At 71.2% G+C, this 20,631-nt stretch carries 14 protein-coding genes and 4 pseudogenes; 13 read left to right on the forward strand and 5 right to left on the reverse strand.

Features of this window, described 5'->3' with window-relative positions; genetic code table 11:
- Positions 1-115 precede the first annotated feature (115 nt).
- From ACZ6TD_RS47315 to ACZ6TD_RS47355, 9 genes are all read left to right on the forward strand, one after another.
- Positions 116-1,339: an MFS transporter gene (locus ACZ6TD_RS47315; RefSeq protein WP_471348366.1), complete on the forward strand. Its 1,224-nt coding sequence runs from the start codon at positions 116-118 to the stop codon at positions 1,337-1,339.
- Positions 1,336-4,557 carry an amino acid adenylation domain-containing protein gene (locus ACZ6TD_RS47320; RefSeq protein ID WP_471348368.1) on the forward strand — a complete coding sequence of 1,074 codons (3,222 nt, stop codon included), beginning with the start codon at positions 1,336-1,338 and terminating at the stop codon, positions 4,555-4,557. The genes ACZ6TD_RS47315 and ACZ6TD_RS47320 overlap by 4 nt, the downstream gene beginning before the upstream one ends.
- Positions 4,558-4,645: 88 nt before the next feature.
- Positions 4,646-7,915 (forward strand): amino acid adenylation domain-containing protein, encoded by a 3,270-nt coding sequence (locus ACZ6TD_RS47325; protein ID WP_471348371.1) that lies wholly within the window; start codon positions 4,646-4,648, stop codon positions 7,913-7,915.
- The gene (locus ACZ6TD_RS47330; RefSeq protein WP_471348373.1) at positions 7,912-8,700 is read left to right on the forward strand and encodes a thioesterase II family protein; all 789 of its coding nucleotides are present in this window, start codon (positions 7,912-7,914) and stop codon (positions 8,698-8,700) included. Before ACZ6TD_RS47325 ends, ACZ6TD_RS47330 begins: the two co-directional genes overlap by 4 nt.
- Positions 8,697-10,355 carry a condensation domain-containing protein gene (locus ACZ6TD_RS47335; protein WP_471348375.1) on the forward strand — a complete coding sequence of 553 codons (1,659 nt, stop codon included), beginning with the start codon at positions 8,697-8,699 and terminating at the stop codon, positions 10,353-10,355. Before ACZ6TD_RS47330 ends, ACZ6TD_RS47335 begins: the two co-directional genes overlap by 4 nt.
- On the forward strand, positions 10,352-11,524 hold the full coding sequence (locus ACZ6TD_RS47340; RefSeq protein WP_471348377.1) for an acyl-CoA dehydrogenase family protein: 1,173 nt from the start codon (positions 10,352-10,354) through the stop codon (positions 11,522-11,524). The genes ACZ6TD_RS47335 and ACZ6TD_RS47340 overlap by 4 nt, the downstream gene beginning before the upstream one ends.
- Before the next feature lie 68 nt (positions 11,525-11,592).
- Positions 11,593-12,675, forward strand: coding sequence for a hypothetical protein (locus tag ACZ6TD_RS47345; protein ID WP_471348379.1), 1,083 nt, complete (start codon positions 11,593-11,595; stop codon positions 12,673-12,675).
- Entirely contained in the window at positions 12,672-13,604 is a 933-nt protein-coding gene (locus tag ACZ6TD_RS47350) for an ornithine carbamoyltransferase (protein WP_471348381.1), read from the forward strand. The genes ACZ6TD_RS47345 and ACZ6TD_RS47350 overlap by 4 nt, the downstream gene beginning before the upstream one ends.
- Before the next feature lie 746 nt (positions 13,605-14,350).
- The gene (locus ACZ6TD_RS47355) at positions 14,351-14,542 is read left to right on the forward strand and encodes an MbtH family protein (RefSeq protein WP_471348383.1); all 192 of its coding nucleotides are present in this window, start codon (positions 14,351-14,353) and stop codon (positions 14,540-14,542) included.
- A gap of 155 nt (positions 14,543-14,697) precedes the next feature.
- Here ACZ6TD_RS47355 and ACZ6TD_RS47360 read toward each other — a convergent pair.
- Positions 14,698-14,893 (reverse strand): annotated as a pseudogene (locus tag ACZ6TD_RS47360) (viomycin phosphotransferase); the annotation flags it as partial.
- 89 nt (positions 14,894-14,982) lie between these two features.
- Between ACZ6TD_RS47360 and ACZ6TD_RS47365 the strand changes: the two are divergent.
- On the forward strand, positions 14,983-15,987 hold the full coding sequence (locus ACZ6TD_RS47365; RefSeq protein WP_471348385.1) for a Rieske 2Fe-2S domain-containing protein: 1,005 nt from the start codon (positions 14,983-14,985) through the stop codon (positions 15,985-15,987).
- 9 nt (positions 15,988-15,996) lie between these two features.
- Positions 15,997-16,399 (forward strand): annotated as a pseudogene (locus ACZ6TD_RS47370) (IS5 family transposase); the annotation flags it as partial.
- A 346-nt stretch (positions 16,400-16,745) separates the two neighbouring features.
- Here ACZ6TD_RS47370 and ACZ6TD_RS47375 read toward each other — a convergent pair.
- A pseudogene (locus tag ACZ6TD_RS47375) lies at positions 16,746-17,492 on the reverse strand (helix-turn-helix domain-containing protein); the annotation flags it as partial.
- 389 nt (positions 17,493-17,881) lie between these two features.
- Between ACZ6TD_RS47375 and ACZ6TD_RS47380 the strand changes: the two are divergent.
- On the forward strand, positions 17,882-18,616 hold the full coding sequence (locus tag ACZ6TD_RS47380; protein WP_471348387.1) for a LuxR C-terminal-related transcriptional regulator: 735 nt from the start codon (positions 17,882-17,884) through the stop codon (positions 18,614-18,616).
- Between the two features lie 38 nt (positions 18,617-18,654).
- On the opposite strand, the gene ACZ6TD_RS47385 is transcribed toward ACZ6TD_RS47380, so the two are convergent.
- The 3 genes and pseudogenes from ACZ6TD_RS47385 to ACZ6TD_RS47395 form a co-directional block, all read right to left on the reverse strand.
- Complete coding sequence (locus ACZ6TD_RS47385) at positions 18,655-19,047, reverse strand: hypothetical protein (RefSeq protein ID WP_471348389.1); 393 nt, start codon at positions 19,045-19,047, stop codon at positions 18,655-18,657.
- 24 nt (positions 19,048-19,071) lie between these two features.
- Entirely contained in the window at positions 19,072-19,458 is a 387-nt protein-coding gene (locus tag ACZ6TD_RS47390; protein WP_471348391.1) for a Rieske 2Fe-2S domain-containing protein, read from the reverse strand.
- A gap of 76 nt (positions 19,459-19,534) precedes the next feature.
- A pseudogene (locus ACZ6TD_RS47395) lies at positions 19,535-19,687 on the reverse strand (hypothetical protein); the annotation flags it as partial.
- 50 nt (positions 19,688-19,737) lie between these two features.
- Here ACZ6TD_RS47395 and vph point away from each other — a divergent pair.
- Positions 19,738-20,601 carry a viomycin phosphotransferase gene (gene vph / locus ACZ6TD_RS47400; RefSeq protein WP_471348392.1) on the forward strand — a complete coding sequence of 288 codons (864 nt, stop codon included), beginning with the start codon at positions 19,738-19,740 and terminating at the stop codon, positions 20,599-20,601.
- Positions 20,602-20,631: the final 30 nt, after the last annotated feature.

The following is a 20,631-nucleotide window of genomic DNA, read 5'->3' on the forward strand; positions in this document are numbered from 1 at the left end:
CGCCGACCCTGCCCAGAGCCCCTGTGGCTGCGCCACGTCCCCCCGCGACGCGAGCGACGACAAGCCGACGTCATTGCGGCGCAACCGTGATTTCCGGCTCTGGTGGGGCGGCACGATGCTCAGCGCCGTCGGCGACGAGGTCACCGCCGTCGCCCTGCCGCTGATCGTGCTGCTGCTGACCGACTCCCCGCTCCACGCCGGCCTCGCCGGCAGCGTGGGGTCAATCCCTCCGCTGCTGCTCAGCCTGCCGCTCGGCATGCTGGTCGACCGGGTCTCGCGGCGGGCGGTGATGGTCGCGGCCTCCCTGCTCAGCGCGGCCTCGATCGGCACCGTGCCCGTCGCGTTCCTGATGGACTCGCTGAGCCTGCCCCAGCTGTACGTGGTCGCGTTCGTCAGCAGCCTCGCCGCGACGGCATACCGCATCGCGGACACGGCGGCGCTGCCGGGGATCACCGGTCCGCACAAGCTGGGCGAGGCGGCGAGCCAGAGCGAGACGATCTTCGGCACCTCGGCCCTGATCGCACCGCCGCTGGCGGGCCTGATGTTCGAGAGCATGAGCCCGGCCGCGCCGTTCCTCCTCGACGCGCTGTCCTTCGTGGCCATCGCCGCCGCCATCCTGGCGATCAGGTCGCGGCTCGGGCCCGAGGGTGCCCCCGAGCCACTGCGCTGGCGCAGCGAGCTGACGGCAGGCATGCGGATCACCGTGCGGCTGCCGCTGCTGCGCACATTGACGCTGCTGACAGCCGTGGGCGACTTCCTCTTCGCCGGGATCGGGCTGCTGCTGATCGTGCTGGCCAAGGAGAGCGGAGCCTCGGGCTTCGAGGTGGGCACCGTCTTCACGGCCGCGGGCGTGGGCAGCCTGCTCGGTGCGGCGCTCGCCCCGCGCATCGAGGTGGTTCTCGGGCTGCGGACCGCCGTGGTCGGCAAGCACTGGCTGACGGCGCTGCTCTTCCCGCTGCTCCTGGTCGACCTGCCCGGATGGGGCATCGGTCTGGTCTGGGGACTGGTCGCGCTCCAGGTCGCCGTACTGAACGTGATCCAGATGAAGTACCTGATGAGCCAGGTCCACAGCGACCAGCTCGGCCGGGTGCAGGGCTTCATGACCTTCCTTTCGAAGAGCAGCCTTCCTCTCGGCTACGCCCTCACCGGCTTCCTCCTCGACCGGTGGGGGTCCCAGGGCACCGTGCTGTTCTTCGAGGTGGTGCTGCTGGGCCTCGCCGTGTACGCCCTCCTGGGGCGCGGTCTGCGCGCCTCCCACGTGACCAGGAGCACCGCAGGCGCCGGGAGCGGCGCGCCGGACGACCAGCCACTGCCGAACCGACGGGGAAGCGAGCGATGACGGATCTGGACTTCACCAGCTGGGATCTGCGCACCGAGGCCGACCGTCGGGCCTTCCCCGGCGGACTGGACGGTCCCGCACCGTCCTGGGACACGGACACCACCCTGGTGCGGATCGTGCTCGAGCAGGTGGCACGCACACCGGAGGCGGAAGCTGTACGCGTGGGCCACCAGGCCCTGACCTACCGCGAGTTGGCCAAGTCGGCGGCCCGGGTGGCCCAGTGGGCGGTGGGACTGCGCACCGGCCCGGAACAAGAGCTGCGCGTCGGTGTGGTCGCACACCGGTCGCTGCACGTCTACCCGATCCTGCTCGGGGTGCTGGCCGCGGGCGGAGCCTACGTGCCGCTGGACCCGGCGGCACCGGTGCGGCGGCTGCGCGAGCTCGCCCGGCGGGCGGAACTAGCGGCGGTGGCCACCGACGCGGAGGGGTGGGCCGGGCTCGGCCTCACCGGAATCGCAGGGCTCCTCGTCGACCATGCGCTGCCGTTCCAGCGCGGCAGAATCGGCGCCGGGGCGCTCACGGAGTTCGACGCGCTGCCCGAAGCCGGCGACACGCTGTCCGGAACCATGCTCCGGGGCGAACCCCAGCCGGACGACGTGGCGTACGCGATCTTCACCTCGGGTTCCACCGGAGCGCCCAAGGGCGTGCTCGTCGAGCATCGCGGCGCGGTCAACCTGGCGCGGTGGGTGGCCCGTACCACGGACCTCGGCCCGGGCAGCCGGGTCACCCAGAACGCCTCCCTGCACTTCGACGCCTCGGTGCAGCAGATCTTCTCCGCCTGGTCGGCCGGGGCGACCCTGCTGCCGGTGCCCGAATCCGTGCGGGTCGACGGCGCGCGGCTGTACGGCTGGCTCGCCGAACAGCGCGTCACCCACTGGGACTCCGTGCCCTCCCTGTGGGCCCCGGTCGTAGCGCACTGCGCCGGCCGCATCGCCGCGGGCGAGGTGGTCCTGCCCGATCTCCGGGCCGTACTGCTGGCGGGCGAGGTCCTGCCGGCCGCCCGGGTCAACGCCTGGCGGCCCTGGCAGCAGGGGCACCGGCTGTTCAACATCTACGGTCCCACCGAGGTGACCGTCGACGCCACCTCCTACGAGGTGACCCGGCCCGTCACCGGTGCGGCACCGCCCATCGGCCGTCCCCTGCCCGGGCTGCGTGCCCTGGTCCTCGACGCGGACGGGCATCCGTGCCCGCCCGAGGCCGACGGCGAGCTCCTCCTCGCCGGCGTCGGCGTCGCGCGCGGCTACCTCGGCGATCCGGCGCTCACCCGCGAGCGGTTCACCACGCGCGAGGGCGCCCGCTGGTACCGCACCGGAGACCTCGTCCGGTACACCGCGGAAGGTGACCTGGTGTTCACGGGGCGGCGCGACGACCAGGTGAAGGTGCGCGGCGTCCGCATCGAACTCGCGGAGGTGGAGCGGGAGCTGCACGCCGATCCGCGGGTCGCCGAGGCGATCGCGGTGGTGCTGGACGACGAACACGGCGAGCACGAACTGGCCGCCGTCGTCGTCACCCGCTCACCAGTCGTCGGCACCGCCCTGCGCGCCTCGCTCGCCGGGGAACTGCCCGCCGCCATGGTCCCGACCCGGGTGGTCGTCGTCGACGCCCTGCCGCGCACCGCCAACGGCAAGACCGACCGGAGGGCGAGCGCGCGCTTGGTGCGCGACCTCGCGGACCAGGGCGACCACGGTACGCGGAGCCCGGCCCTGACCGGCACCGGGCGGCGGCTCCTCACCGTCTGGCGCCAGGTGCTGGGGCTGCCGGAGCTCGGTCCCGACGACGACTTCTTCCGCAGCGGCGGGGACTCCATCGCCACCATCCGGGTGCGCCACGAGTGCGCCGCGGCAGGGCTGCCCATCCAGTCCATGGACGTGTTCACGCACCCCACGGTGCGACGGCTCGCGGGCCACCTGGACCGCACCCTGGCCGGCCGGACCACTGCCGCCCGGGCCGTTCCACGCGCCGACGTGCCGACGCTGCTGCCCGCACAGCGGCGGCTCGCCGTGGCGACACTGCTCGGCGACCGTGTATCGCAGCTGGGACTGGTCCAGGAGAGCCACGAGTACGAGGAGGAGCTGGACGCCGACGCGCTGCGCACGGCGCTCGATCTGCTGGCCGAGCGGCACGAGGTGCTGCGCATGGGAGTGGAGAGTCGTGCCGACGGCTTCCGCGCCACGACCAAGGAGCGGGTGACGATTCCGCTCAGTGTGCACCGGGCGGACGGTACCGGCGCGGCAGCGCGGCGCGACCTCGGCCGCGCCCACGCCGACGCCGCGTTGCGGGACGGGTTCGACTTGTCCGTGCCGCCGTTGCTGAAGGTCGCCGCCTTCGAGCTGGAACCGGGCCGGTTCACTCTCGTGTGGACGCTCCACCACGTCATCTCTGACGGCTGGTCCTGGGAGCTGCTTCAGCACGAGTTCGAGACCCTGTACGCGGGTCTGCGCCAGGGCCGCTTCCGCCCACTGCCCGCAGCGGCGCTCCCGCTGCGCGAACTGGCCCGTCGGCTCGCCGAGTCGCCGTCCCCCGAGCCGTCGCGGGAGTGGCTGACCGAGCTGCGTGCCGTCAGCTCCCTGGCGCTGCCGCCGGGCCGCGCCGGCGGCGACACGGACCGCGCGCACGTGGACTGGGCCGTCGCGCCGGAGACCGACGCCGCACTGCGGGCCGTGGCCACGGCCGCCGGGTGCGCGCCCAGCACCGGATACCTCCTCGCGTACGCCGAGGGGCTGGGCCGAGTGTGCCGCCAGCGCGTCTTCCCACTCGGCGTCGTCTCCTCCGGCCGCAACGTCGACATCCCGCACATCGACGGTGCCGTGGCGTGTCTCGCCCGCAGCCTGCCCGTGCCGGTCGACCTCTCGGGCACCCCCCGTGAGCGGCTGCGACGTCTGCACCGTCACCTCGCCGCCGTCCTGGCCCAGGACGCCGCCGACCCCGACGAACTGCTGGCCGGGCTCGCACCGGCCGTGCGCGATCCCGCCGCCGCCTTCGTGTTCCAGAACTACCCCGACGCCCCGGCCGGCCCGGCACCCCTGCGCCGCGCCCCTGCCGCCTCCTGGTGGCGCGAGACCGGCTCCGAACCGCTCGCCCTCGTCTGTCATAGGGAGGGCGCCGAAGGTTTCCACTGCCGTCTCGAGTACGACCCCGCCGAGGTCTCCGCTCCCACCGCGGCCGTGCTCGCCCGCGAGATCCGCAGGGCCCTGGACCGCCTGGCCGCAACGGCATAGGCCCCTGCCCGCGCCGTCCCCTGCGTCCGCACCCACCGGATGTCGCACGTCGTGATGAGCCCCAGACCGCAGGAAGGACCACAGCCCCATGACCACCACGTCCCACGCAACGACGGAGTCCGGTCTCGCTCTGGACGCACTGCTGACCGCCGACGAGCGGGCGGCCTGGACGGCCCTCAACGACCAGGCCCGGCCGTGGCCTGAGGGCCCCGCCCTGGTACGCAGGCTCGAGGAGGTCGCCGCGCGATGCGCCGACGAGCCCGCCGTGCAAGCCGACGACGGCAACTACACCTACCGGGAACTCCACGCCGAGGCCGATCGGATCGCCGGACTGCTGGCGGAACAGGGGGTGGCGCAGGGCAGTACGGTGGCCGTCGCCGCGGCGCGCAGGCGGGCCGAGTACGCCGCGCTGCTGGCCGCGCTCAAGCTGAACTGCGCCTACCTCCCGCTCGCTCCGGACGGCCCGGCACGTCGGCTGGAGTTCATGCTGGCGGACTCGGGTGCCGTGGCCCTGGTGGCGGACGCCCCAGCGGCGGCCGCCCTCGCCGGCACCGGGGTCGGCACCGGTCTGACGGCACGAGTGGTGGCCGGAGCGAGCCCTACCGCCCCCACCGGCTGGACCGCTGCCGAGGGCACTCCGCGGGGCCGTCGGCCGTCGGCCGAGCCACCGCGGGACCGGACCTCGTACGTCATCTACACCTCGGGCAGCACCGGCACCCCGAAGGGCGTGATGACCGGCGAGGAAGCCCTGCTCAACTTCTGCGCGTGGTACATCGACCGCCACGACGTGCTCCCGCACGACCGGCTGTGCCAGACCGCGCCGCTGACCTTCGACCCGTCCGTGCAGCAGCTGTTCCCGGCGTGGCTGAGCGGCGCCTGCCTGGTGGTCGTGCCCGACGAAGTGCAGCGCGACGGCGGGGAATTCCTGGACTGGCTGGCCGCCGAGCGGATCACCCACCTGGACATCGTGACCCCGCACTGGGTGCAGTTGCTCGACGCGGCCGCGCGGCGCGGCCATGCGGCACTGCCCGCCCTGCGCTGGATCGTCGTCGGGGGTGAGACGTACTTCTTCCACCAGACCCATCGCTGGCACCGCGTCGTGGACTCTCCTGCCCGCCTCAACACCATCTACGGGCCCACCGAGGCGACCGTCAACGCCACCGAGTTCCTCATCGATCCGGGCGTGACAGAGGGCCAGGTCCCGATCGGCCGGCCGTTGCCCAACTACCGCGCGTACGTCCTCGACGAGCGGGGGGCGCTGTGTCCGCCGCACATCACGGGCGAGTTGTACCTGGCGGGAACGGGGCTGGCCCAGCAGTACTGCTCCCCGGAGGCGACCGAGCGCAGCTTCCGGGTGCGGACGGTGGCGGAGGGCAGCACCGAGCGGCTGTACCGGACCGGGGACCTGGCACGGCTCGTCGAGTTCGACGGACAGTGGGTGCTGGAGTTCCAGGGCCGCACCGACAGCCAGGTGAAGGTGTCCGGGTACCGCATCGAACTCGAAGAGATCCAGGCGGCGTTGACCGCGGTCCCGGGGGTCACCGCGGGCGCGGTCGTCCTGCGCACCGAGCCGGCCAAGCAGATCGTGTGCGGCTACGTCGGCCCCGGCCTGTCCGGGGAGCGGGTCCGCGCCGAACTGGCCGAGCGGCTCCCGGAGTACATGGTGCCGCACGTCATCGCGCCCCTCACGGCCGTGCCCCTCACCACCAACGGAAAGGTGGACAAGGACCGGTTGCTCACCCTGGTCGCCGAATGGCACACGAGCGCGGCGGCGGCCGGTGCGGAGCCTCGCGGCCCCGTGGAGTCGGCGATCGCCGCCGCCTGGGCGGAGGTACTGGGGGTGCCCCGGGTGCGTGCCGACGACGACTTCTTCGTCCGCGGGGGGTCCTCGCTGCTCGCGTTCCGCGTGGTCGCGCTGCTGCGCGAGAAGGGGGTGAGAATCCGCGCCGCGGACCTCCTGCAGGCCCGTACGGTGCGAGCCCTCGCCGAGCGGGCCACCAGCGAGGGACCGCCCGCCGCGGCCGACGGGGCGGACGCCCAGGACGACGGTGCCGACGACGCCCGACTGCTGCTGGAGCCCCGGCACGAACTGGCGGACGACGCGGGAGGGTCCCTCGACCTGCCCCCGGCCACCTCGCTCGCCCTGCTCGGCGGGGACACCGAGGACACCGGCGACCATGCGGTCCTCACCCTCGGGCTGCCCCGGAACGTCGATCCCGACGCCGTGCGCGACGCACTCACCGAGGTCGTCGGACGCCACCCGCTGCTCCGGGCGAGGCTCGACACGAGCCAGGCACGGCTGCGACTGCGGGCCTTGCGCGTCGTCCGCTTCGACCTTCCCGTCCTGGAGGGGGACAGCCTGTCCCTCGTCGACCGGGTGCGTCCGCTGCTGTTCCGCCACACCGGGCTGCGGCGCGCACTGCCCGTCGCCGCCGCCCTGGTGAGGCTGCCGGGCGCGACGCGGCTGCTGGTGGCGGTGCGGCACCTGCTGGTGGACGGCAACGCCCTGCGCCGCATCAGCCGCGAACTCGCCGCCGAACTGGGCCTCGGTGCGCGACCCACCCCGTTGGTGCCGCTCACCGAGCAGCTGGCGGAACTGTCCGAGCGAGCCCGTGGCATGCGCCCCGTACCGCACCTCAACGACTTCCTGGAGGCGGAGCGGCAGGCTCAGCGGCGGCTGGCGCCCCGCCTCACCACGGACAGCACGGTGACCGAGGTGACGGCAGGTGAGCTGCCCGCGTCCTTGCTCCACGGCACCCGGGACGCACTGGAGCCGAGGCTCCTCGCCGCGGCCGCGCTCGCCGTGCACCGGTGGCTGGGCCTGGCGGCCGTACCGCTGAGTCTGCCGCGGCAGGGGTCCGTCACGGAGGCGGTGGCCAACCTTTCCGATGTGGTCCCGCTGCTGATCACTGCGGACGGCGACGGTGACGGCGAGGCGGCCCAGGTGCTCGGCGCGGCCACCGCCGCGTGGGCCGAGCACGCACGGCCGGACGCCCACTGGGCTGCGGCACTGCTGATGCACTGCCCCGGGCTCGCGCACCGCTGGCCCGGCCGGCGCGAGGCGCTCACGAGCTCATTCCTGGTCGCGGTGGAGCTCGGGGAGGCGACCGCCGCCGGTCTCGGCACCGCGGTGCCGGGCACAGGTGGGCGGATGACCGATCACGACAGTCCCACCGCCGCCGATCCGACGCGCTCGGGAGCCGTCCAGTTCACGGTTGCGGCGGGTGCCACCGGCCCGTCGCTGCGGCTGATCGGCTGGGATCTGCCCGCGGAGGCCCTCGGTGAGCTCGCCCCGCTGTGGCGTGCCGCGCTGGCCGACGTGGCGGACCTCGAGGTGACCGGAGAGGACATGGCATGAGCGAGCTGACCGACACCCGGTGGCTGCGTCCGTGCGCGGGGCACTGGCGGGATGGGTCCGGGCCCGTGCTGCTGTGCCTGCCCCACGCGGGCGGCGGCGCCCTGAACTACGCGGGCTGGGACCGGTACCCGCTGGGCGGCTTCGAACCCGTGGCCGTGTGCCCTCCCGGCCGCGAGGACCGCTTCGCTGAGGATCCCGTCACCGGCTGGGCGGCATTGGTGTCCGCGATCGCCGACTCCCTCACGCCCCTGGCACACCGTCCGCTGGCGGTCTTCGGCCACAGCATGGGCGCGCTGACCGGCTATGAACTGCTGCGGGAGCTGGCGCGGCGCGGGCGGACCTCACCCCTGCTGTTCGCCGCCTCCGCACACCGGGCGCCGCAGGAGATGCCGGCCGGGGAAGGGCCGCCGCGCTCCACGCGGGAGCTGCTCGACTACGTACGGCGGCTCGACCACGGCGGGACGGCCGAACTGCTCGACGACCCGGAGTGGCGCGACATGGTGCTGCGGCCACTGGGCGCCGACCTCCGGCTGCACGACACCTACCGGTCGTCCGCCGAACCCCCCGGACAGCCCTCGCTGGCCACGCCCTTCGTGGTGCTCGCCGGTGCGGACGACCCCACCGTCTCCGACCGCACCTACGCGGGCTGGGCCGCGCTGACCCACGGGGCCGGCGTCCGGCGGGTCTATCCCGGCGGCCACTTCTACCTCAGGGAGCAGCGGGACCGGCTTCTGACGGAGCTCGGCCGGGACTTGGAGAACGCGATGAGAGGAGAACTGCGATGACAGCGCTCCCGGAGGGCAGGTCGCCCGCAGCCGTGGTCACCCCCGGCACGGCGGCCTCCCTGCTGGACACCGCCACCACAACCTTGCGAGACGTGCTGGACCTCACCCGCATCGACCCCGAGGCCAACTTCTTCTCTCTCGGCGGGAATTCGCTGCTGGCGGTGCGGGTGGCGGGACGGCTGAGCCGTGCGCTGGGTCAGCGGGTCCCCGCAACCGCGGTGCTCAACCATCCGACGGCACGGGACCTGGCCGGTCACCTGGCGGCACTGGTGTCCGAGCCCACGTTCCCGGCACCGCCGGCCACACCGCCCGCTCCCGACGACGCGACTGGCGCCGCCGACGCCCGCTGTTTCCCGCTCTCCGCCGCCCAGCGGCGCGTCTGGCTGCTGCACGAGGTCGACCCCAAGCGGCTGGACCATCTCGTCACCGTCTCCTTCGAGGTGACGGGCGACCTCGATCCCGTCGTGGCGCGCACCGCATGGCTTCGGGTGGCCGAGCGGCACGAGGCGCTGCGTACCCGGTTCGAGCCGCCTGCGGCGGGGGGCGAGGAGCCCTGCCAGGTGGTCGAGAGCGAGCCGCTGACCGAGTTCACCTTCCTGGACACGGTCCGCTTCCCCGAGGCGGTGCGCGTCCGGATCGTCGAGGAGCGCATCGCCCTCCTGCGCCGTACCCCGCTCTCCCTGCGTACGGGGCCGCTGTCCCGGGTCGCCCTGCTGCGCACGGCCCCCGCCCGCTACCGGCTCGAACTGATCGTGCATCACATCGTCTGTGACGGCTGGAGTCTGGCGATCCTGTGGGAGGACTTCCTCGACGCCTACCGACGGGTCGGGGCGGGCGAACCGGGCCCCGCTGCCTCGGCGTACCGCTTCTCCGACCACGTCCGCTGGGAACGCCACACCGAGTCGGCCCGGTGGCGGGCGCTGGACGACCGGGTCACCCGCCGCTTCGCCGACCGGCCGGAGGAGCTGCCGCTGCCCACCGACCCCTCGCCCGTCGACGAGCACGACGACGGCGACGACGTGTTGATGCCGCTGCCCGCCGGGCTGGGCGCGGCAATCGCCCGGGCGGGCGCCGAGGGCGGTCACACCCGACTGACTCTCGCGCTGGCCGCGCTCGCCGTCCTGCTGCACCGGATCAGCGGTTCGGACGACCTCGTGATCGCCGTGCCGATGGCCGGACGGGTACGCCCCGAGGACGAGGGGACCGTCGGTCTCTTCGTGAACACGGCGCTTGCCAGGATCCGGCTGGCCGGAGTGCGTGACGTCCCCACGCTGGTCGCCCGCGCCGGGGAAGAGGCCGCCGAGGTGCTCGACTGCCAGACGTACCCTTTCGACCAGCTCGTCAGCAGGCTCGGGGTGCCCCGCGACGGGACGCGCATGCCGCTCGCCAGGGCGTCGCTGGCCGTCCAGGACTTCGCCGAGGCCCCGGCCCCCGGCCCCGACCTCGGTTTCCAGTGGGTCGAGCACGATCCGGCCGAGCGGCAGAGCAAGCTGGACCTCGCGTTCAGCCTGACCGGTGGCGCGACCGAGCGGCAGACGCTCACTGTCACCTACCGGCCGTCACTCTTCCGCCGTCGGACCGTGCGGGCCTGGGCCGAGCAGTACCTGCTCGTTCTGGAGAACGTCACCCGCGCTGTCACCGGAGGTGCGTCATGAGCCTGGACCGGCACCACGAGCTCTTCCGGGAGTCGGTGCGCGCCGTGCTGGAGCGGCTCGTCCTGCCGGGACTGGACGACTGGGAGAAGGCAGCGGACATGCCCACCCGTGAGATCTACCGCTCGCTGGGTGAGGAGGGCCTGCTCGGTCTGACACTGCCCACCGACGACGGCGGCCTCGGGCTCGACCTGGGTTATGCCCACATGTGGGCACGGGAACTCGGCCGGCTCCCGGCGGGCTCCCCGGCCATGAGCCTGTCGGTACAGACCGACATCGTGCTGCCCCTGCTCGCCGTGGAGGGCGGAGCGGGCGTCCGTGCCACCTATCTCAGGCCCGCGGTACGCGGCGAGCTGGTCGCGGCCCTGGCCGCCACCGAGCCGGACGGCGGCTCGGACCTGGCCGCTATCCGGACGACGGCCGTCCGGAGCTCCGAGGGACTGCGGCTGAACGGCGAGAAGGCGTTCATCACCAACGGCTCCGTCGCCGACTTCGCCGTCGTGCTCTGCCACCTGAGGGAGGCCGGGGCGGACCACGGTGCGGACAGGTCGGGCGGACTCGACTCACTGGCCCTGTTGCTGGTCCCGACGGGCCTCCCGGGCATATACCAGGAGCGGTACACCGGCAAACTCGGCAACCGTGCCTGTGACCACGGCCGCCTCACCTTCACCGACGTGCTGGTGCCGGAGGAGAACCTGCTGGGCAAGCCGGGTTCCGGATACGAGGCGCTGACCCGCGTCTTCACCCGCGAGCGGGCCTTCCTGGCTGCGGTCTGCGCGGCACGCGCCGAGACGATGCTCGAGCGGGCCACCGCATATGCGCGAGGCCGCGCAGTGCTCGGCAGGCCGTTGCTGCAGCATCAGGCGATCTCCTTCCGGCTGGCCGAACTCGACGCCGAACTGGCGCTGGTCGAGCAGTACACCGGCGCGGTGTTCCAGCTGCTCGACGAGGACGCCGCTGCTCTGCGGCAGGCGAGCATCGCCAAGTTGCGCGCGAGTCGGCTGGAGCGCGAGACCGCCGATCTCCTGCTCCAACTACACGGTGGAGCGGGCTACCTGGACGGCGGGCCGGTCGAGCGTGCCTACCGCGACGCCCGTGCCTACGGCCTGGCCGGCGGCGCGGACGAGGCGCTGCTGCATCTGATTGCCGGCCATTCGCGCACCCACTTCTGACCCCACGAGCGACCGAACTCCCCGCAATCGACCTCCTCACACCGGAGAGCGAGAGGACCCGCACCGACATGACCATCCAAGCCGTGCCCGAGCCCGCGACCATCACGGAGCACCTGCTGTTCCTCGACCGAGCGGCCGTACGCACCTGCGCCGCGGGCATCGACCCCGTGGCGGCCGTGGAGGACGTGCTACGCGGCCACGCGGCAGGACGCACCGCGCTCCCCGCCGAGGGCTACCTGCCTTGGACCAACTCGCAAGGGGCCTACTGCCGTTCCATCGCGATGCTCGGCTCGGTCGGCGACGCCGACCCGACCGTCCCGACGGCGTACGGAATGAAGCTGATCAACGCTGCCACCTCCAACCCGGCCCAGGGCAGGGACCGCGCGGGCGGGGTCAGCTTCCTGTTCGACGCCGAGACCGCGCGCCCGGCCGTCGTGGCCGAGGCCGCCTACCTCTCGGCGCTGCGCACCGGCGCGTACACCATGTCGAGCCTGCGCCATCTCGGCCCGGAACACTTCGAGGAGGTGACACTCATCGGCTGCGGCGCTCAGGCTCGGACCCACGCCGAGCTGCTGGCCCGGTACTTCCCCGCCGTCCACACCCTGCACGTGCACGACCTGGTGCCGGAGCGCACGGCCGCGTTCGCCACCTGGGTGAGAGGCAGCGGGCTGCCGTTCACCGTGGTCCCGCACGGCCGGGCCGCCCAGGCCGCGGCGGCGAGCACGGTCGTCATCACGCTGACCGTCACCGACACCGGCTATCTCACTCCGGACGACCTGCACCCGGGCACGTTTGTCGCCCACGTCTCCCTGGACGATCTGCTGCCCGAGGTGTTCGACCGAGCCCAGGCGCTGTACGTCGACGACGTCGAGTTGATCCGCGACAACCCGCGCCGTGTCCTGGGCCGGCTGCTGGGCGAGGGCAGAGTGCTCGCCCCCGGAGCCACGAAGCCCGGGACCACCACCATCCGCGGCACCCTCGGTGACGTCCTCACAGCGGCCGTGCCCGCCGAGCGCCCCGACACCGGGGTCATCGTCAGCAACCCCTTCGGGATGGCCGTCCTCGACGTCGGTCTGCTGGCCCGGGTGTACGCCCGCGCCACCGCCGACGGCCACGGAACCCGCCTCGACCTCCTGGGAGCCGACCGGTGACTACGACTACGCCCCGCGGCCTGCACACCCTGGCCGACCTCGACGACGACAGCGTCCAGCGCATCGTCCGCCGGACCATCGAACTCCACACCGACCGCGAGGCCCACACCCGCCCCCTGGCCGGGCTCGTCACCGGGATCCTGTTCACCAAGACCTCCACCCGTACCCGCACGGCCTTCACCTCGGGCACCATCCGGCTCGGCGGGGCACCGATCTCCTTCGGGCCCACCGATCTGCAGACGAACACGGGCGAGTCCGCCGCCGACACCGGCAGGATGCTCGCCGGGATGCTCGACCTGCTCGTCGTGCGCACGGCGGGTCCGATGCGGGAACTGCGGGAGCTCTCCGGCGGTGGCGAACTGCCCGTCGTCAACGCGATGTCCGCAGAGGAGCACCCCACTCAGGGCCTGGCCGACCTGGCCACGCTGATCCACCACTTCGGCGGCCTCGACGGCGTCCGGGTGCTGTACGTCGGCGAGGGGAACAACACCGCCGTCGCGCTCGCCCGGGTGCTCTCCCGGCAGCCCGGCTGCCACGCCGTGTTCGCCTCGCCGCCCGGATACGGACTGCCTGGTGCCGTCCTGGCCGAAACCGCAGCCACCGCGGCCCGGTGCGGCGGTTCCGTCACCCAGGTGCACGCTCCGGGCGACGTGACCGGCGATGTCCACGCCGTGTACACCTCGCGCTGGCAGACGACGGGCAGCACCAAGCCCGATGTTTCCTGGCGGGACATCTTCCGGCCCTTCCATGTCGACGCTGCACTGATGGACCGCTGGCCGGACGCGGTCTTCCTGCACGATCTGCCCGCCCACCGGGGCGAGGAGGTCTCCGGCGAGGTGCTGGACGGCAAGTCTTCGTTGGCCTGGACGCAGGCTCGGCTAAAGGCCGCCGGCGCCATGGCCGTCCTGGAATGGGTGGCCACCGCATGAGGACGCGGACCGCGCTCCGCGCCGAGCGGGTGGCCCCGCTGTCCCCGGCCCAGCACAGCCTCTGGTTCCTGGACCAGCTCACTGGCCCTCCAGCGCGTACGTCCTGCCGTACGCGCACCGGTTGCGCGGGCCGCTGGACACCGCGGCGCTCGAGGACGCCCTCAACGGGCTGGTCAAGCGGCACGAGAGACTCAGCACCCGGGTCGACCAGGCGGTGGGCGATCCCCGGCAGGCCGTCCTGCGCCACCGCCCGGGACGGGCGACGGCGACTGGACCTCTCGCACGGACAGGCCATTGAGAAGGCCCCTGCCACCGCCGCAGTACCGCGAGACCGTCCTGGCCCGCGCGGAGCAAGCCGGTTCCCCCGCCGGGCGGCTGGCGCCGGCGTGCTGGGGCACGCGCGGCCGCGTGCCGTCACCGGGCCACCCTGTACATGGTGCTGCTGGTGGTTCGCGACGCTGCTGCACCGCCGTGATGGCGGCTGGGACCTCTGCGTGGGCGCACCGGTGTCGGGCCAGCCCGCCCCCGAAAAAGAGGCTCTGTTCGGCCTGTCTCCCATACAGTCGGGCTGTGGCCGGACCCGTCCGGCGACTGGGACCTGGCCGAGCTACTGCGCCGGGTGTGTGACCGTGCCCCGGCCGCCTACCAGGACGGCCGCCTCCCCTTCGATTACGTGGTGAACGAACTTTGGCTGCCCCGCGATCTGTGGAGCGCCCCCGTATTCCCTCTAGAAAGGAATCCACACGATGAACGACACCTACGCGGACATCACCTACCAGGTCGTACTGAACGACGAGGAACAGTACTCCGTATGGCCGGTCGACCGGCCGCTCCCGGCCGGTTGGCGGCCAGAGGGAACCGTCGGTACGCGCCAGGTGTGTCTGGACCACATCGAGACGGTCTGGACCGACCTGCGTCCGCGCAGCGCCCGCGCATGACCGCGCTGACCGCGACCGGCACGGACGCCGTTCCCGCACTGCTCGCAGAGGTGGCTCGCCACACTCCCCAAGCGCCTGCGCTGATCACCCGGACCGCACCCTCACCCACCGCGCACTCACCGGACACACCGCGAGGTCGGCCGACGTGCCGCACGAGCACGGCATCGGCAGAGGACAGCGTGTGATGGTGCTCGCCGACCGTACTCGGCAGGGCGTCGGGCGAAGCACACCACCCGGTCCGAGCCGGTCAGCACGTTGTGGAACCGCCCTTCGTGGACGGCGAGTCCGTCCGCCGTGTCCTCGGGGTAGCAGTCGGCTCAGCGGATCGCGGTGCGTCTCAATGATTCCCATGGTGGGTGAACTCTCCACTTCTTAGACATCCGCCGGCTCACGACTGGTGCGCGCCGGTGTGTTGAGCTATCCGAAACAGGGGTGTGACGATGGATCCGGTCGAATACGAGATGCTGCGGCACATGTGGTTCCCGGTCGCCCGGGTCGCCGACATGAAGAACGGCGTGGTGAGCGGCAGCATCCTCGGCGAGGAACTCGTGGTCTACGGAGACGAGGGTTCCGTCACCGTCGCGCAGGGCTTCTGCCCACACCGTGGTGCGGCGCTACGGCTGGGGCAGCTGCGCGAGGGAGAGCTGGAATGCCCGTACCACGGCTGGCTGTTCGCATCGGGCAGCGGGCGGTGCACGCGCATTCCCTCCCTGCCGCCGGGCCGGAGCAGGCCGCACACCGCGCTGCGCACTTATCCCGCCGAGGTCGCCTACGGCCTGGTGTGGAGTTGCCTCGATGATCCCTTCCTGCCCCTGCCGCAGCTGCCCGAATACGTCGACGACAACTGGCGGCTCTGCGCGGGCGAGCCGTACACCCTGCACTGCGGGATGCGATTGCTGACCGAGAACTTCCGGGACAAGGCCCATTTCCCCTTCGTACACGCGGACTCGATGGGCCACGTGGACAAGGTGGTGGAGCCCTATCGCATCAGCCGGGACGACTGGCGGCTCGGCTGGTCCTCCTCGTTGGGCCCCGAGGGCGTGCCCGAGGAGCTCGCAGAGGAGTTCAGTCATCGGCTGGACTATCGCATCACCCTGCCGATGTTCGCGTCGATCTGCGTCTCGTCGCCGTCCGGCGGGCGGCGGCTGGTCGCGCAGGCAGCCACTCCCGTCTCGGCGGACGGGCTGAGGGTGCGGCAATTCTGGCTGGCCGGCACGGACGCTGTGTCGATGGCGCAGGGGGCTGACCTGGCCGATGTGCTTGCCTTCGAACGGCAGGTCTTCGAGGAGGATCACCCCATCGTGGAGAACCAGTGGCCCGCCGAGGCACCCCTGGACGTTCACTCCCAGGTGCACACTCCGGCGGACCGGTTCAGCATCACCTACCGGCGGGTGTACGCAGAGCTGCTAGGGCGTGTATCGGAAGTGGATCTTGAGGTGGGATGATCTTGTTCTGTGGCACGTGGAGATCTGACGGATGCGCAGTGGGACCGCCTGGAGCCGCTGTTGCCCAGAGGTAAGAAGCCGGGCCGACCGCCGATATGGCCCGGGCGGCTGCTGATCGATGGCATACGGTTTCGCACCGCACCGGCATCCCGTGGCGGGATGTGCCGGAGCGGTACGGGCCCTGGGCCCGGGTGTACGACCTGTTCCGCCGCTGGCAGCGGGACGGCACCTGGCAACGAATCTTCAGCGAACTGCAGGCCCAGACCGAGCCCAAGGAACTCATCACCTGGGACCTCGACATCGACTCCACAGTGTGCAGCGCCCACCAGCACGCCGCCGGGGCCCGGAGAAGGGGGGTCTGCAGGCCGAGCCGCCCGGCGGTATCACCGTCGAGCCGGGCGACCACGGTGTGAGGTTCGGCCGTGATGTCACTGGGATGTTCGGCTTCGTATGTCACTGACCTGTAGGCACGTTGGCGCTGCTCAGGGATGGTTGGATGGCCCTCGGACCTCGAAGTCCTGGTGGCCTTCTCGCCGGAAGAGCGTGAATGCGGGATCGAATACACCGCCGTAGTCCGAGACCTGGGCAACGCACTCTGGGCGAAGATCGAAGCCTTCCAAAACGACACGTCAATCAGACCAAATTTTTGAGCTCAGCGACACACACCCATGGTTTTCCTATGCCGAGCGGAGCGTTAAAGGGAACAGCCACTTCGCTCTCCTTGGCGGCACGGCGTTGACCCTCTCAATCCACCAGCTGTTGATGACCTCGTGTAGGCGCTGATCGGCGGCGTGTTTGTTCCGCCAGATGATGTAGCGGCGGATCATGCTGCCCTGGGCCTTGTGGCTGGAGTGGTCGGTGCCGTCGAGTGCGAAGTAGCGCAGGGCGGTAAACTGGGCCTCGATCCGGTTGAGCCAGGAGCTGTTGGTCGGGGTGTAGGCGATCTCGACGTTGTTCGCCGCAGCCCAGGTACTGACCCGCTGGCACCGCTTGGTGGTCAGGTGGGGTGAGGTGCCTGACCCCGCGCGGGCGGGTGTAGGTCGCTCTCCGGCGGGGCCGGGGATCGCGGTCGGGGTCCTTGTGCCTGCCGCCGCGCTCGGCCCACTGCCGTCCGGGGTGGGGCTGGAGGTTGAGCGGGCCGAACTCGTCCATGCAGAAGACGACTTCGGGCTTGCCTTCCTCGGGTACGACCTCGCCGTCGGCGATCGCGTAGAGGTGCTCGACGCGGGCACGCGTTGAAAGGAGACGCCTTCCTCGCGGAGCAGGATGCGCAGGCCCTCGTGGCTGATGTCGTCGACCATCCCCTCGGCGACCAGGAAGTCGGCGAGCTTGGCCGGGCTCCAGGTCGAGAACGGCAGGCCGTGCTCGACCGGCTTGGACTTGGCGATCTTCTTGATCTCCTGACGCTCAGGGAGAGTGAAGGTCTTCGGCCGGCCGCCCTTGTATCTGGGGTAGAGCGAGTCGAAGCCGTCCGCGTTGAAGTTGTGGATCATGTCCCGAACCCGGCCCCTCTGGCCGTCCGATGCCGCCCGGCGCAGCAACCGCGCGACACATCACGACGGGGCGAACGTTGCCTGATGCCTAGCCAACGCAGGGGGCGATAACGCAAAGTAATGGCAAATACATGACCTTGGACACCTCTGTCAAGCCGTTTAAATTGGTCAACATAAAAGGCTTTGAATGGCCACGCCTGTAGCACTCCAAGCCTTCGTTGAGCTGCTTAGATGCTGCAAAGGGCACCCCCTGTGAACGTCGTTGATGGCTAAATATTTCACAACGTAACTAACTTTCGGCCAATCGCTTAACAGTAAAGCAACATGCAAGAAATTTGGATCTAATATTGCTCGTGGCCCGGCGCTGATTGCGGATCCGTAAACGAGCAAGGGGGAAATGCGTGGCAGACCTCACCAGAGTGGCTCACGCCGCATCGACCGTGCGGTGCGACCCCGGAGGAGAGACAGGTGCCAGCGTCCGGATCCTGTTGGCGGAGGAGAGAGATGTCTATCGGGAGGGATTGTTCGTCCTCCTCTCCGAGATTGCTGATGCCGAGGTGGTCGGCACGGCGATCGACCGAGAGGAGTTGGTCCACCAGTCGACCCTGTTGACGCCAGATGTCGTTGTCGCGGGAACCTCCGTGGTGCTCGCCGACGGCCTCCCGATGCTGAGTTGGCTGCCCGAAGTTGTCTCCGGCAGCACCGTCATGGCGGCCGAACGTGACACCGACGAACTGCTGAGCGCGGCGCTCGCGGTCGGAGTGCACGGCTACGTCCCGCTCAGCTCTCCGCGCGAGGACTTCGATGCAGCGATCCAAGCTGTTGCTGCGGGCGGAGCCTTCCTGCCGGTCCATGTCACCCGACGTCTCGTCAGAAACTTCCATCTGGTGCCCCGCCGCACGGACAGGCCGGTGGAGCTGGAACTGCTCAGCGAACGCGAGCAGCAGGTGCTCCTCCTCGTCGGAGACGGACGCAGCAACCGGGAGATCGCACGCACACTCCGGGTCAGCGAGGCCACGGTCAAGAGCCACGTCTCACGCGTCCTCGCCAAACTCGAACTGCGCGACCGGGTCCACGCCGCCCAACTGGTGTGGCGGCTCGGTCTTGACTCCCCGTGCCTCCTTCCGCAGACCTGAGACCTCCCGGAGCGGAATCGATGTCGCAGATGCCCACGTCACTGGCTTTCCTTGAAATTCTCCAGCAGCTCCCCGTACACCTTCCGGTAGGTGATGCTGAACCGGTCCGCAGGAGTGTGCACCTGGGAGTGAACGTCGAGGGGTGCCTCGACGGGCCACTGGTTCTCCACGATGGGGTGATCCTCCTCGAAGACCTGCCGTTCGAAGCCGAGCACGTCGGCCAGGGCGGCCCCATGCGCGGTCGACTCGGCGTCTGTGCCCGCCAGCCAGAACTGCCGTACCGTCTTGCCGTCCGCAGAGACAGGAATGGCCACCTGCGCGACCAACCGACGCCCGCCGGACGGCGAGGAGACGCAGATCGAGGCAAACACCGGCATGGTGATGTGGTAATCCAGCTGATGGCTGAACTCCTCGGGGAGGTCCTCGGGCACCTCTTCGGAGCCCAGCGAGGACGATCAGCCGAGCCGCCAGCCGTCCCGGGCGATGCGATAGGGCTCCACCACCTTGTCCACGTGGCCCATCGAGTCCGCGTGAACGAAGGGGAAGTGGGCCTTGTCCCGGAAGTTCTCGGTCAGCAGCCGCATGTCGCAGTTCAGTGTGTACGGCTCGCCCGCGCCGAGCCGCCAGCTGTCGTCGACGTACTCGGGCAGCCGTGGCAGAGGCAGGAACGGATCGCCCAGACAACTGCACACCAGGCCGTAGGCGACCTCGGAGGGATAGGTGCGCAGCGCCGCGTGCGGCCTGCTCCGGCCCGGCGGGAGCGAGGGAATGCGCGTGCACCGGCCGCTGCCAGATGCGAACAGCCAGCCGTGGTAGGGGCATTCCAGTGAACCGTCGCGCACTTGCCCGAGTCGCAGGGCCCACACCTCGGTGCGGACAGAAGCCCTGCGCGACGGTGACCGAACCCTCGTCCCCGTAGACCACGAGTTCCTCGCCGAGGATGCTGCCGCTCGCGACGCCGTTCCTCAGGTCGGCAACCCGGGCGACCGGGAACCACCTGTGCCGCAGCATCTCGTACTCGACCGGATCCATCGTCATACCCCTGTTTGTGATGACTCGACACGCCGGCATGCACCAGGCGTCAGCCGGCGGACATCTGAGAAGTGGAGACTTCGCCCCCCATGGGAATCATTGAGACGCACCGCGATCTGCTGAGCCGACTGCTGCCTGGGGACACGATGGATGAACTGGCCGTCCACGAGGGGCAGTTCCACCATGTGGTGATCGGCTCGGACCGGGTAGTGTGCCTGGCCCGCACCCAGGCGGCCGCCGATCGGTTGCCCAGCAGGGCGGCGGTGCTGCGTGCCCTTGCCGGGATCGACCTCGGATTCCGCACCCCGCAGCCGTTGTCCGAGGGGGGAGCCCAGGGTACGGACGAACCGCCGTACCTGGTGCTGAGCCGGATCCCCGGAGCGCCGTTGGATGAGGATGTGCTCGGCAGCCCCGAGGTGGCGGAGGCGGTCGCCCGGCAGTACGTGAGCCTGCTGTCCGGGCTCGCGGCGGCGGGCAACGAGGAGAAGGTGCGCGCCGCGTTGCCGGAGGCTCCCGTGGGCGAGTGGCAGGAGTTCGCCGCGGGGGTGCGTGCCGAACTGTTCCCGCTGATGTCCGACGGCGGCCGGAAGCGTGCCGAGCGCGAGCTCGCCGCGCTCGACGCCCTGCCCCATCTCACCTCCGCCGTGGTCCACGGTGACCTCGGCGGCGAGAACGTCCTGTGGGAGACGGTGGACGGAGTTCCGCGCATGAGCGGCGTCGTCGACTGGGACGAGGTCGGCATCGGCGACCCGGCCGAGGACCTGGCCGCCATCGGGGCGAGCTACGGCGAGGAACTGCTGGGCCGGGTGCTCGCGCTCGGCGGCTGGGCCGACAACGGAACGGCCGAGCGGATCTCGACGATCCGGGGCACCTTCGCACTCCAGCAGGCCCTCTATGCCCAGCGCGACGGCGACGAGGAGGAGCTCGCCGACGGCCTCAGCGGCTACCGGTAGAGCCCGGGGGGTCGGGCAGAGGCCCGGCCG

It is taken from the genome of Streptomyces yongxingensis (assembly GCF_055597465.1).